This is a genomic window from Bacteroidia bacterium (genome assembly GCA_040880525.1).
Classification (GTDB): domain Bacteria; phylum Bacteroidota; class Bacteroidia; order CAILMK01; family JBBDIG01; genus JBBDIG01.
In genome coordinates, this window is the sequence record JBBDIG010000005.1 from 12,876 (window position 1) to 25,438 (window position 12,563).

At 44.5% G+C, this 12,563-nt stretch carries 14 protein-coding genes; 13 read left to right on the forward strand and 1 reads right to left on the reverse strand.

Going from position 1 to position 12,563, the window contains the following annotated elements; translation table 11 throughout:
- The first annotated feature begins 14 nt into the window (after nt 1-14).
- From WD077_00910 to WD077_00920, 3 genes are read left to right on the forward strand one after another with little or no spacing between them, the layout of a single operon-like run.
- Nucleotides 15-941, forward strand: a complete 927-nt coding sequence (locus WD077_00910; protein MEX0965771.1) for a DMT family transporter — start codon at nt 15-17, stop codon at nt 939-941.
- Complete coding sequence (locus WD077_00915) at nt 914-1,519, forward strand: YigZ family protein (protein MEX0965772.1); 606 nt, start codon at nt 914-916, stop codon at nt 1,517-1,519. The genes WD077_00910 and WD077_00915 overlap by 28 nt, the downstream gene beginning before the upstream one ends.
- Complete coding sequence (locus WD077_00920) at nt 1,516-3,312, forward strand: T9SS type A sorting domain-containing protein (protein MEX0965773.1); 1,797 nt, start codon at nt 1,516-1,518, stop codon at nt 3,310-3,312. The genes WD077_00915 and WD077_00920 overlap by 4 nt, the downstream gene beginning before the upstream one ends.
- Before the next feature lie 30 nt (nt 3,313-3,342).
- Here WD077_00920 and WD077_00925 read toward each other — a convergent pair whose 3' ends face one another.
- Nucleotides 3,343-5,046 carry a DEAD/DEAH box helicase gene (locus WD077_00925; protein ID MEX0965774.1) on the reverse strand — a complete coding sequence of 568 codons (1,704 nt, stop codon included), beginning with the start codon at nt 5,044-5,046 and terminating at the stop codon, nt 3,343-3,345.
- A gap of 585 nt (nt 5,047-5,631) precedes the next feature.
- Here WD077_00925 and WD077_00930 point away from each other — a divergent pair.
- The 10 genes from WD077_00930 (at nt 5,632) to WD077_00975 (ending at nt 12,522) form a co-directional block, all read left to right on the forward strand.
- The gene (locus tag WD077_00930; protein ID MEX0965775.1) at nt 5,632-6,255 is read left to right on the forward strand and encodes an SCO family protein; all 624 of its coding nucleotides are present in this window, start codon (nt 5,632-5,634) and stop codon (nt 6,253-6,255) included.
- Nucleotides 6,248-6,646, forward strand: a complete 399-nt coding sequence (locus WD077_00935) for a cytochrome c (protein ID MEX0965776.1) — start codon at nt 6,248-6,250, stop codon at nt 6,644-6,646. The genes WD077_00930 and WD077_00935 overlap by 8 nt, the downstream gene beginning before the upstream one ends.
- Before the next feature lie 74 nt (nt 6,647-6,720).
- Nucleotides 6,721-6,984, forward strand: coding sequence for a (2Fe-2S) ferredoxin domain-containing protein (locus WD077_00940; protein ID MEX0965777.1), 264 nt, complete (start codon nt 6,721-6,723; stop codon nt 6,982-6,984).
- Nucleotides 6,985-7,128: 144 nt separating this feature from the next.
- Nucleotides 7,129-7,536 (forward strand): VOC family protein, encoded by a 408-nt coding sequence (locus tag WD077_00945; GenBank protein MEX0965778.1) that lies wholly within the window; start codon nt 7,129-7,131, stop codon nt 7,534-7,536.
- A gap of 14 nt (nt 7,537-7,550) precedes the next feature.
- Entirely contained in the window at nt 7,551-7,964 is a 414-nt protein-coding gene (locus tag WD077_00950; GenBank protein ID MEX0965779.1) for a VOC family protein, read from the forward strand.
- Between the two features lie 524 nt (nt 7,965-8,488).
- Nucleotides 8,489-8,746 carry a hypothetical protein gene (locus WD077_00955; protein MEX0965780.1) on the forward strand — a complete coding sequence of 86 codons (258 nt, stop codon included), beginning with the start codon at nt 8,489-8,491 and terminating at the stop codon, nt 8,744-8,746.
- 186 nt (nt 8,747-8,932) lie between these two features.
- Complete coding sequence (locus WD077_00960; protein MEX0965781.1) at nt 8,933-10,378, forward strand: NAD(P)/FAD-dependent oxidoreductase; 1,446 nt, start codon at nt 8,933-8,935, stop codon at nt 10,376-10,378.
- A gap of 70 nt (nt 10,379-10,448) precedes the next feature.
- A complete protein-coding gene (locus WD077_00965) occupies nt 10,449-11,144 on the forward strand; it encodes a TIGR04283 family arsenosugar biosynthesis glycosyltransferase (GenBank protein MEX0965782.1) in 696 nt (231 codons plus the stop codon).
- A gap of 101 nt (nt 11,145-11,245) precedes the next feature.
- Complete coding sequence (locus tag WD077_00970) at nt 11,246-11,959, forward strand: pyridoxine 5'-phosphate synthase (GenBank protein MEX0965783.1); 714 nt, start codon at nt 11,246-11,248, stop codon at nt 11,957-11,959.
- 293 nt (nt 11,960-12,252) lie between these two features.
- The gene (locus WD077_00975; GenBank protein ID MEX0965784.1) at nt 12,253-12,522 is read left to right on the forward strand and encodes an HU family DNA-binding protein; all 270 of its coding nucleotides are present in this window, start codon (nt 12,253-12,255) and stop codon (nt 12,520-12,522) included.
- Nucleotides 12,523-12,563: the final 41 nt, after the last annotated feature.

Sequence of the window (12,563 nt, forward strand, 5' to 3'; positions counted from 1 at the left end):
AATCCCTGTATAATTTGATCTACTTATTACTCTGCATCATTTCCTCATCATGTATTTATGTGGTGTTCAGGCTTCTTAAACATTATGATGTAAATACTTTTCAGGCTATTGTATTTAATTATTTTTTCTGTGTAATTCTGGGATTTTTTTTTCTACAGGTAAATGGAGAGCTGAACCTGGAAATTTTTGAATTGCCAGAATCTCTGTGGATATTTTCTGCTATTGTTGGGTTGATGTTCATTGTGGTATTTTATCTGATGGCACGCACCACGCAGGTTTTTGGTGTGGCGGCAGGAAGCATCGTTTCCCGGATGTCGCTGGTCATTCCCGCAGTTTATGCCATCATTTTTTACAATGAGGTTCTGACCTGGCAGAAAGCAACCGGCATATTGCTGGGGTTGATGGCCATTTATTTTATTATTAATAAAGATAAAAGAAAAGCTGCTGAAGGATTTGCTGGCGTAACGCTCAGAAAAGGGGCGCTTGTGCTGTTTCCGGTGCTGGCTTTTTTGGGCAGCGGCATTGTGGATACCCTCGTAAATATTGCGAAGGAGGAATTTGTAAATGGCGGCTCTCAGAATTTCTTCATCACTTTTCTTTTTACCTCGGCATTTATTTTAGGGAGTATATTGCTGGCCATTCGCCTGGTGCTGAAGCATGAACGGCTGGAATGGCGTAACCTTGTTTGGGGAATTCCACTGGGAACCGTTAATTTTTTCTCGGTATTTTTTATTTTGCTTGCACTCTCAAAAAGTGGACTGGAAGGTTCGGTGGTTTGGCCAATTAATCATGTGAGCATCGTAGCATTATCCACCGCCATCGCAGCGCTATTTTTCCATGAGCATCTCAATGTCAAAAACTGGATTGGTTTCGGACTTTCGCTTGTTGCTATTTTATTGATTACTTTTCACGCATGGAACGGATTCCTGATGAATATTTGACAATTGCTTCGCCTGCCGAAGGTTATTATCGTGAGAAGGGCAGTAAGTTCCTGGCATTTATCCAACCAACAGAGGATGAGGAATCAGTGAAGGAACAGTTGGATGAGATCAAAAATGCGCACTTTAAGTCGAAGCATGTTTGCTATGCTTCCCGGCTGGGAGCTGGCGGAGAACGGGAGCGGGCCGCTGATGCAGGAGAGCCCGCCAACACTGCCGGACAGCCGATTTTGCGGCAGCTTCAAAAACACAATCTTACGCAGGTACTGGCCGTGGTGGTGCGCTACTTTGGCGGTACCAAGCTTGGCAAAGGCGGACTTATAAATGCCTACCGCACCGCCACCGAAGATGCGCTTTCTCACACCACATTTGTATCCCGGTACGTAACTGAGCGGATAAAGCTAAGTTTCAGTTACCCGGAACTTGACCGCGTAATGAAATTGTTAGATGATGCGGAAGGCGAGGTGGTAGGGCAGAATTTTGGCATTGATTGTCAAATGGAAATAAATATCAGGAAAGGAAATATTTCACTTCTAAATAATTTTCTTGAAAATCATCCCGAAATAAGCGTACTGCAATGAAATATATTTTACTTGTTTTTCTATGGCTCTGGCCTGTCGTATTATTAGCGCAATCCTCAGAGGACGACCAGGTTTCTGCAGCGGTCTTTTCGCCCACGGATGGCCAGCTCTACCCAGGAGAGGCCGGACTGGAACATGAGGTAAGGCAGTATTTATTCAATCATTTTCCACAATTAAACTTTAATAATGCTTCACTGACTACGGTTTCTGTGGAGCATTCTCCTGTAGGCAGCCATTTCCATTTTCAGCAGCAGTTGATGGGATTGCCGGTATATGGCGCGTATATCAAAGTAAATGTTAGCAACGATCATAAAATACTTTCACTTTTTCCTTCTGTTCCTACGTATTCATTAAATATTAAAAATTTAAATACAGAGATAATATTTGAAGAATTGAATTTTAATGGCTGGGAAATACTGGAAAAGGAAGAAGTAGTTTGGTTGAATAACGGACAACCTGAGCGAGCTATGCGTTACCGGATATTCCGGGGGCAGGAAGGGGAGATGGTGGAGCGGATATTTGGTGCAACTTCAAATCTTTTGCATGAGGAAAACCTTGTAGCATATTTTGGCCGTAAAGACAGCCTGAGAAAAGTGCTGGCGCTGGTTTTCCTGCCCGATCCGCTTAGCACGGCCCACACAGTGTACGGTGCTCCTTACGTGGACGCCAATGACGCAAACGTGCCGGAACTGAATGCACAGCGCAAGCTCGTACCGATGAACCTGGTTATGGAGAATAAACCTTACCGGCTCGGCAGTGAATCAGTAGAATTCAGGGAAATGTCGCCTCCGTTTAATGCTCAGCCATTCTTTAAAGGAACTACTCTTTTTTATGAAAGAGGCGATTCGTTGTTTGAAGAAGTCAATGTGCTATACCATCTCATGCAATTCCGGGAGCATATCAATTTGCTAGGATATGATTCGCTTTTCAACCGCTCAATTGCTGTAGATGCCCGTGCTTATAATGGCGCTGACCAATCCTCCTTTATTGGAATACAGAATGATCCGCGGCTCTATTTCGGAACTGGCGGGGTGGATGATGCCGAAGATGCAGATGTTATCATCCATGAATTCAGCCATGCGCTCTCAGAATATGCTTCGCCCGGCACCCGCAGTGGCGCAGAGCGGGAAACGATTGAGGAAGCATTGTGCGATTATTTTGCCTGCTCATATTCCCGCAATCTTGAAGAATACCGGTGGGAGCGGCTCTTTAACTGGGATGGTCACAACGAATTTTGGGACGGCCGGTTTTGCACTTCTCAGCGCCAGTACCCGATAGACTTGGCAGGAAACAGCTACACGGATGCGGAAATATTGGTAGCTGCATTAATGAATATCTGGGCCGACATTGGCCGTGATAAGGCTGATGCCCTGATGCTGGCAAGTCTTTACAGTTTAGCCCGTGACATGAAGATGAGTGATTTTGCGAAACTCTACCTGCAAAGCGATAGCCTGTTATTTAATAAAAAATATAACGGCAGCCTTAAATTGCATTTTGTAAACCAGGGATTAATGGAATGGCCCGTAGGCATTGAAGCACCGCGGGATTTAAGCCGCGTGAAATTGCAATCCGGTGATTTTTCCGCAGGTGGAAATACCATTTATTTAAGTGCTTTAAATAATGAAGATTTTACACTTGAATTATTACGAATTAACGGGCAGGTTCTTGCGCAGACCAGAACCGGCCGGGCAGAAGAATTTTCATGGAACGTACCGCCTGTTGCTCCCGGAGTTTACCTCATTCGGATATCTTCGGCCTCCGGTCAGAGAGTAGAGAAAGTAGTATGTTATTAAAATGAAATCGCCAGATGATTGAGGCTGGGGCTATCTGATCTTTTTCCTTTTGCGTTTTCCAGTTCTTTCTAATGGAGCCGCTTTCTTTTTATCAGCCCTGAATCCACGCGTTTTTCCTTCCGTCTTTTTTCTAAAACTTTTTTCCCCTTTTTCTTTTTTCTCAGCGCGGGCACGTTCCACCAATGGAGTTTTCTTTCCATACTTTTTGGTAAAAACTTCAAGGATTTTCTCGGCCTCTTCGAATGGAGCATTTATAAAAGAGAAAGTGTCATAAACTTCTACCTGGCCGATTTTGGACATGTCAATGCCGGTTTCAGTGCTGATGAATTCTGCCAGGGTTTGCACTGTGAGTTTATCTTTTTTGCCCATTGCCACGAACAGACGCGTTTTGCCCGCCATGTCCACTTTGGGAGAGCTTCCCTGGTTCAGGGCATCCGGCTGGCCTGGATTCAGCGCCACCTGGAAGGTATGTTTCAGCAACGCGGCCACGGTTTCCTCCGGGCTATGGTCTTTCAGCAACATTGCCGCGAGGTCATTGTAATCGCTGAATTGCTTTCCTGAGATGATCTCACCTACTTCCTGGTGGATGCGTTTCATGCGGGTTTCCACGACTTCGCGGTGGCCCGGCAGCGTACCTTTCCTGATGTCTGCATTGGCCGCTTTTTTAATAAACGCAAGGCGTCTGAATTCTGAAGGCGTAATAAAGGTAATGGCCGTGCCTGCTTTTCCCGCCCTGCCTGTCCGCCCAATGCGGTGAACATAGGACTCAGGATCTTCCGGCAAGCTGTAGTTGATTACGTGCGTAAGGTCAACAATATCAATTCCCCGTGCGGCTACATCTGTAGCTACCAGGATATGCATTTTACGCTGGCGAAACTTGTTCAGGATTTTTTCGCGTTGCGGCTGCGAAATATCTCCGTGAATAGTGGCGGCACCATATCCTCTTTCATCCAGCTTTTGGGCTACTTTGTCACAATCTACTTTGGTGCGGCAAAATACGAGTCCATAAAATTCCTTTTCTACATCAATGATTCGGCAGAGCGCATCGAATTTATCGTGGTTTTTTACTTCAAAATAAATTTGATCGGTGAGTGGAGTTGTGAGCTGCTCTTTCTTTACAGAGATCAGTTCGTATTTGCCCATGTGTTTCTTCGCCAGGTCCAGGATCCGGGAAGGCATGGTAGCCGAAAACAGGAGTGTTCTCCTGTCTTTACCAGTCTTTTGGAGGATGAGGTCCACATCGTCTATAAAGCCCATATTCAGCATTTCATCGGCTTCATCCAGCACCACGAATTTGACTTTGGAAAGGTCCAGCGTCCTTCGTTGCAAATGGTCAATGATGCGGCCCGGAGTTCCGGTCACCACGTCTACTCCGCGCCTCAGCCGTTCCAGTTGGAGCGACATAGACTGGCCGCCATAAATCGGGACGATTGACAGCTTTTTACCGCCTTTATAACTGTTTATTTCATCCGCAACCTGAATAGCCAATTCGCGAGTGGGAGTTAATATCAGCGCCTGTATGTGCTTTGATTTTTCTTCGGCCTTTTCAATAATGGGAAGTCCGAACGCTGCCGTTTTGCCGGTGCCTGTTTGCGCCTGGCCTACTATGTCAGCAGTTCCCGACATCAGCAGCGGAATGGCCTTTTGCTGGATGGGTGTGGGTTCTTCAAAGCCTTTGCGCTCAAGGGCGGCAATGGTGGCTTCGGAAAGTCCTAAATCTCTGAATTTTTGCAATACAATGATAAATTTTAAGCGTGCAAAGGTAGGCCATATTCACGCGGCCTTTTCTTTTTATTTGTAATACAAAACCCGGAGAGGGGGAAGGGGTTCAAATTTATTTAATCCTTTTGGAGGTAGGATAAGGCCTTGTTGAAACGGAAAACTTTTTCCGCATAGGTAGGAAAGGTATAGGTTGGGAAACTCGCTGAACGGGATGGACGACTTAAAAGGCATTTTTATTTAGCTTCTGCCAGATGTTTTTAAAAAAAGCGCCAACTAACCGTGAAATTTGACCATGTACTGTGTTGATCCACTGAATATGATATCAAGCAAAATTGGTGAATTGAGGTGCTTTCATTTAGTTTTGGATTAGAGAATTGGAATTTTTGAAATGTTTAATAATTCTTGGTCGTCTTCAAAGAAAAATTGAAAGTAAATTTAATACAGTTATGGATTTATGACCAAAGGATTTCTTTCTCTTCTCATAACTCTTGGATATTCCGAACTATACCCCCTTCACCCAATTCCACCAAAAGCTCCCTGAATTTTCTCCATTGCTTTTCTCAACTTTGCCGCTCAAAAAATAAAGGGATTTATATTATGAGGATATGGAGGAAATTGATCGCGGTATGGTGTGTACTGCCCGGCTTGATGTATGGTTGCGGAGATTCGTCATCGAAAAAGCAATTGCCTTACCTGGGAAATCCGTCAACGGCTGAATCCGGGGAGGAGGGCCACCCGAAAATTCCGGAATTCCAGTTTGTGAATCAGGATGGAAATACTGTTTCACCTTCAACTTTTGAGGACAAAATATATGTGGCGGATTTCTTTTTCACTTCCTGCCCTACCATTTGTCCGAAAATGAAGAAGGAGATGTTGCGGGTATATGAGGAATTTGAGGATGAGGATGAGGTAGCCCTGCTCTCCCACACCATTGACCCGGTTACGGATGATGTGCAGCAATTGCATGAATTTGCCGAAAAATTAGGAGTGAAAAGCAGCAAGTGGCATTTCGTGACGGGCAGCCGCGATGAGCTTCATGGAATTGCAGATCACTACCTGGCCAGCGCTATGGAAGATGCAGATGCTCCGGGCGGCTTCCTGCACAGCGGAACGTTTGTGCTGATTGATAAGCAGAAGCATATTCGCGGAGCCTATGATGGTACAGATCCTTCATCCGTGGATGTGCTGATGGCTGATATGAAAATATTACTGGATGAATAAAAAACGGTGGCTGACTGCGGTTGCCTTGGTATTGCTTTCGGTTCAATGCCATTTTGAATCACGAAATCAGGGCGAGCAGTTGTATTCCATCTATTGCCAGAATTGCCACGGCTCAGAAGGGGAGGGGCTGAGGCAACTCATCCCACCGCTGGCAGGAGCGGACTTTTTGCAGCAGCACCAGGAGAATTTGCCGTGTATAATAATGTATGGAATGGACGGAGAAATTTTGGTAAACGAAAAGCGCTACAATCAGCCGATGCCTCCCAATCCTGACCTGGAGCCCATTGAGGTGGCCAACATTATCAATTACATTAACAGCGCCTGGGGAAACGATTTTGGATTTGTTCCGCTTTCAGAGGTGGAGAGGCAACTGAAAAATTGCAGAGAATAAATGAAGCCACAAATATTTTATAAACCGGGAATATTTTTCAGCCGGAGAATTGTTATTATTTTAAAGTACAGTCCATGTCAAATATCATCATGCCGCCCCGCCACCTGCTGCTGATCTGCAATGGAAGCAAGTGCCTGAAAAAGTGTGGAAAGGATATAGCTAAATTGGCTAAAAGGTTCGTAAAGAAGGAGATTGACAAACGCGATTTGCGCGTGGTAAGAACGCATTGCATGGGCCAATGCGATTTTGCGCCCGTGGTATGTCTGCAACCGGAACAGCGGTGGCTTCAAAACACCTCAGAAGAGGAGGTGCTGGATATACTAAAGGAATTCAAATAAATTGTAACCTTCTGCCTGCCTTGAGATTTAATGGACTTTTACAGATTGTCGCAATCAGCCGCTCAGGTTGCCGTGATTGCACCCTCTTCCGAATGTTGAAAGACAGTACGTTTGCATTATTCATTCAACTAAATAACAATTTATATGGCCAGTCAGATTTTTGTAAACCTGCCGGTAAAAGACCTCGGCAAATCCAGGGAGTTCTTTAGCAAGCTCGGATTCTCCTTCAATGAGCAATTCTCAAATGAAAAAGCCGCTTGCCTTATTTTGGGAGAAAACCTTTATTCGATGCTGCTCACTGAGCCCTTCTTTAAATCCTTTACAAAAAAAGAGATAGGAGATGCAAAAAAAGCTATGGAGGTATTAATTGGAATTGATGCTAAAAGCCGGGCAGAAGTAGATGATATAGTAAAAAAAGCCGTAGCGGCCGGAGGTTCTATCTATCTGGAGCCGCAGGATCATGGGTGGATGTACAGCCACAGTTTTGCCGATCTGGATGGCCACCAGTGGGAAATAATATTCATGGATGAAAGTCAACTTGCTCAACAATAAAAAATCAAAACGATATGGCAATTAAAATTAACCCATACCTGGGATTTGACGGAAATACACGCGAAGCCATGAACTTTTATAAGACATGCTGTGGCGGAGAATTAACATTGCAAACCATTGCAGAAACGCCCCTGGCTGCTCAGTGTCCGGCAGGCATGCAGAATGATATTATCCATTCTATGCTGAAAAACGGAGATCTTGTTTTAATGGCAACCGACATGAAAAGTCCTGCGGGATTTAGCTCCGGTACGGATATGTCCATCGCCATTAGTTCAGATGATGAAGAGGAGATACGAACGCTCTTTGCAAAATTAAAAGAAGGCGGTGAAGTGATTGATGAATTGAAAAGTTCCTTTTGGGGGACTCTATTCGGAGTGGTCAAAGACAAATTCGGTAAGGTTTGGATGCTGGATGGAGGGAAAGGATAACTCGCGAATTTATTCGTGAGGTCATTAAAATCAAGCAACTATCCAGAGCGGTTTTAACCAGTTAAAATATGTGCGGTGTCCCGAAAATTTAAAATCATTGAAATGGTTACGTTTATTTTGTGTCACCCTTTCCCACAGTTTCAACCATGGGCTATGGAAGAGATCATGATTTGTGAAATGTTCAATCCAGGATCATAGCCCACGAATTTATTCCTGGGTCATAAAGTCAACCAACACCCAGAATGGTTTTAACCATTTAAAAAAGGTATGGTGATCCCGAAAAATCTATAGGCTGCCTCATTTAAAAAGTATAGGCGGCTTTTTTTATTCAAATTATTCAAATATTTAAACAAACCCCACCCAGGCTTCCTATATCTGAAAATAATTATCAAACCAATGACCGGTTCAGTGAAGAGAAGCTAAGCACCTAATTATTAACAAGAATTAATGCGTCAAAACAATCCGGATATAATATTTTTGCGCAACATTCAATTGTCCGTTTTAAAATAATAAGAGCAATAATTATGGATCAGGCGCTGGAAGAACCATCTGAAAGTAGGGCTGAGCGATGGGTGTGGATATTCCGAACTTCGGTTCAGGACGAGGCTGAAGCTCTCCGGCTGCGCTCCGGGCTGGATGCGCTGGCCCCGGAAGGCCACTGGAACTTCGACCTTGAAGATTGCGATAAGATCCTCCGCATTGAAACCAGTGCTGACGTACGCACGGAAACCAAGGAACTACTCAGGAATTCCGGATTCCACTGTGAGGAGCTTGAGGGATAGCGCTGAGCGGTTAATTTATATTCATTTCTGCGGCAGCGTAGATCTTTCCATTTCACAATCTAACCTTCCGTTTAAGGAATGGACTTTTTATCACCTCCTTGACGTTTTATCTTAAATTGCCAAGAATTCGCGATTTTGATTCTTAAATTCTTAATTTTTGTAATAAGCGCAATTTAAAAACCGGTGATGCTTCAACATAAATATTATGATATTATAGTGCTGGGAGCTGGTTCTGCCGGCCTCAGCGTAAGCGGCTTTATGGGAAAGGCCGGTTTTAAAACTCTTCTTGTAGACCTTGAGGAAAAGGATATTGGAGGTGAATGCCTCAATTACGGCTGCATTCCCAGCAAAGCATTTATCCAGGTTTCACGGATGATCCATGCTTCCAGGCAGTTGAGCGAATTTGGATATACAACAACCGGAAAAACGGATATTGAGAAAGTGCTGAAATACGTCCGGGAACGGCAGGAAATCATAAGAAAGCGGGAAAACAGCCTGTACCTGCAAAAGGAAATGAACGTGGATGTGGTGCTGGGGAATCCTGAATTCCGCTCAGAAAATGAAGTGACAATAAACGGAGACGTTTACAATGGCAAGCAGATCGTAATTGCCACAGGTTCCAGTCCTCGAAAATTGGACGTGAAAGGGTGGGAGCAAACTGATTATTATAACAACGAAAATATTTTTAATATTAAATATCTGCCAGACCATTTGCTGGTAATGGGTGCGGGCAACAATGGAGTGGAAATGGCCCAGGCTTTCCAACGGCTGGGAAGCAAAGTCACAGTGGTGCAGGATAAGGAGCGTATACTTCCGGAAGATGATCCGAAGATCGTGGCGGTGCTGAAGCAAAAAATGGAGGAAGAAGGAGTTAAGTTTTTTACCGGAATGACGGCAAAATCATTTCCGGATAAAAATACACTGGTCATTGAATCGCAACATGGCCGCACCCAAAAGGTACATTTTGATGCCATATATTTCGCCATTGGCCGCGAGGTGGACGTTAGTTCGCTGAAACCCGAAAAGGCAGGAATTGAAACAAAAGACAATAAACTAGTGCTGGATGAATACCTGCAAACCACCAATAAAAATGTCTTTGCCTGCGGAGACGTGGTGGTTTCACTGAAATTCAGCCATGGGGCAGAATTTCATGCCCGCCTGGTGCTCAATAACTTTTTCAGCCCCATAAGGAACAAGCTCGATTATAAGCATTTTTCATGGTGTACATTCACTGATCCGGAGGTGGCCGTCTTTGGTTATTCTGAGCAGCAATTAAAGGAGGAAGGTATAAAGTATGAAAAGCTGGAAATGGACTTCAATGAAGATGACCGCGCTGTAATTGGCGATTATCAATACGGCCGCCTGATGTTGCTGATCACGGAGGGAAATTTCTTTGGCCGGAACAAGAAAATTTTAGGTGGAAGCATGGTGGCGCCTGAAGCCGGAGAAATGATCCAGGAACTTATCCTTGCCAATTCTACCGGAATTCAGCTACAGGAACTGTTTGACAAGATCTATCCTTATCCGGTGCGCGCCCGCGTCAATCAGGGCATTATCCGGAAGCAGTTTGAGGATAAGCTGACACCGCTGCTCAAGAGATTCCTTCGTCTCAGCTATCAAATCAAATCCTGACGATGCAACCTTTTTTAGCCAGCCGGGAAATGAATGAATTAATAGAGGACCGGGAATTGGATTTTATCTTATGAAAATAAGTGTAATTATTCCAACCTTTAAAGAAGAGGGCGTGGGGAATCTTATCTCTTTTTTAAAATCGAACGCGGAACCCGGAACCATCTGTGAGATCATTGTGAGTGATGGCGGAAGTCCTGACCAAACCGCAGCCTTAGCGCACAATGCGGGTGCTACGGTGATCTCATCGCCAGAAAAAGGCCGGGCTGCACAGATGAATTTTGGAGCCTCCCATGCCGTGGGCGACATCCTGTACTTTCTCCATGCAGACTCTTATCCGCCTGAAGGTTTTGCAACTGAGATGTTATCTTCAGTAAAAGCCGGTTTTGATGCCGGCTCCTACCGTTTACGCTTAGATGATGATCATTGGTTTCTGCGGCTCAACTGCTGGTTTACGCGCTTCAATGTAAATGCATTCCGTTTTGGTGATCAAAGCCTGTTTGTAACCCGTCATCTTTTTTCAACGTGCAATGGTTTTAAAAACCTGATCTTTATGGAGGATCAGGAAATTATCAGCAGGTTGAAAAAGCAGGGGCGTTTCCGGGTATTGCCGCGGGCAGTGACTACTTCTGCCCGGAAATATCGTGATAACGGAATTTTCAGGCTGCAGGCCATTTACTTCCTGATCTGGTTCATGTATAAGGCCGGAGCATCCCAGCAACAGATCCTCAAGCGCTACCGGTTGCTGATACGGCAGGATAAGCTATAGTTACCAAAGCAGAACATTGTGAAACTTTCATCAGTTTAAGCCCCTGAAATGGTGGCACCCGTTGTAGTAAAAAAGTGTAAATCATTAAATTTCAAAAGGAAATGACAAGGCTGAGCGTGAACATAAATAAAGTGGCACTGCTGCGGAATTCGAGAGGTGGCAATAATCCTGACCTGATCCAGGTAGCAAAAGACTGCGAGCGATTTGGAGCACAGGGAATAACCGTGCATCCGCGGCCTGATGAGCGGCATGTCCGCTATTCTGACCTTGCTCCGCTGAAAGCCGTGGTATCTACCGAATTCAATGTAGAGGGCTATCCCAGCCAGAAATTCATGGATACCGTGCTGGAGGTAAAGCCGCATCAGGTAACGCTGGTCCCTGACAAGCCGCAGCAACTAACTTCTGACCACGGATGGGACACACTTGACGAGGCTGACTTTCTGAGAGAGATAGTGGGCGAATTGAAAAGAGCAGGGATCCGGGTTTCACTTTTTATTGATCCTGCTCTCAGCATGATAGAGGCGGCCGCCAAAACGGATGCTGACCGCATTGAACTTTATACAGAAGGTTATGCCGCTAATTATACCCAAAATGCAGAAAAAGCTTTAGCTCCCTACATTAAGGCCGCAGAACTTGCCCATGAGCTTGGTCTGGGAGTTAATGCAGGGCATGATCTGAATCTGGAGAACCTTGCCTACCTGAAACAACATTTGCCTCACGTTGATGAGGTGTCCATCGGTCATGCCCTCATATCGGACGCGCTCTATTTCGGCCTCGAAAACGTAATTCCAATGTATCTTCGGAAGCTTGAATAGGCGATTGTCAAGGTAAACCTGCATGGCCAGTGAAAAAATCTAAAAAAATCCTGTTGTTGCTGAATGGACTTTAGTGGGAGAATAAATTTTTCAGCAATTCACTGCAAACTTCAGATCATCAGTTACTTATAAAAATTAGATGTTTTTACAGATATTTTTGAAATCAAACAAAAGCCTTGTAGAATAGGAACTTCAGCGATTTTTTTTAGGCGGTGGTTTGTTTTTCTGATTCCAGTATGTTTAAATTTACCCTTGATAAGAGTCAACAATTCACCATTTAATAAAAACAACACATGAACAAAGGAGATTTAGTAAACCAAATTGCCGAACAGGCCGACATTTCAAAATCCAAGGCACAAACTGCTTTAAACACCATTCTTGATTCAACCGGTGAGGCATTGAAGAATGGAGAAAAGGTAACCTTGGTTGGATTTGGAACTTTTTCAGTTAACAACCGTGCAGCCCGCAAAGGCAGAAATCCCCAAACCGGAAAAGAGATAAATATTCCGGCTAAAAACGTAGTGAAATTTAAAGCCGGGAAAGAATTATCTGACAGGGTTTGAAAATGTTGACAGCGAATGATTAAAAGCGGTCCTGCTACAGG

Coding starts and splice junctions, on each gene's coding strand:
- WD077_00960 (MEX0965781.1), top strand. CDS start 8,933: ATGCTTCAACATAAATATTATGATATTATAGTGCTGGGAGCTGGTTCT.
- WD077_00915 (MEX0965772.1), top strand. CDS start 914: ATGGAACGGATTCCTGATGAATATTTGACAATTGCTTCGCCTGCCGAA.
- WD077_00970 (MEX0965783.1), top strand. CDS start 11,246: ATGACAAGGCTGAGCGTGAACATAAATAAAGTGGCACTGCTGCGGAAT.
- WD077_00965 (MEX0965782.1), top strand. CDS start 10,449: ATGAAAATAAGTGTAATTATTCCAACCTTTAAAGAAGAGGGCGTGGGG.
- WD077_00920 (MEX0965773.1), top strand. CDS start 1,516: ATGAAATATATTTTACTTGTTTTTCTATGGCTCTGGCCTGTCGTATTA.
- WD077_00940 (MEX0965777.1), top strand. CDS start 6,721: ATGTCAAATATCATCATGCCGCCCCGCCACCTGCTGCTGATCTGCAAT.
- WD077_00935 (MEX0965776.1), top strand. CDS start 6,248: ATGAATAAAAAACGGTGGCTGACTGCGGTTGCCTTGGTATTGCTTTCG.
- WD077_00930 (MEX0965775.1), top strand. CDS start 5,632: ATGAGGATATGGAGGAAATTGATCGCGGTATGGTGTGTACTGCCCGGC.
- WD077_00945 (MEX0965778.1), top strand. CDS start 7,129: ATGGCCAGTCAGATTTTTGTAAACCTGCCGGTAAAAGACCTCGGCAAA.
- WD077_00975 (MEX0965784.1), top strand. CDS start 12,253: ATGAACAAAGGAGATTTAGTAAACCAAATTGCCGAACAGGCCGACATT.
- WD077_00955 (MEX0965780.1), top strand. CDS start 8,489: ATGGATCAGGCGCTGGAAGAACCATCTGAAAGTAGGGCTGAGCGATGG.
- WD077_00950 (MEX0965779.1), top strand. CDS start 7,551: ATGGCAATTAAAATTAACCCATACCTGGGATTTGACGGAAATACACGC.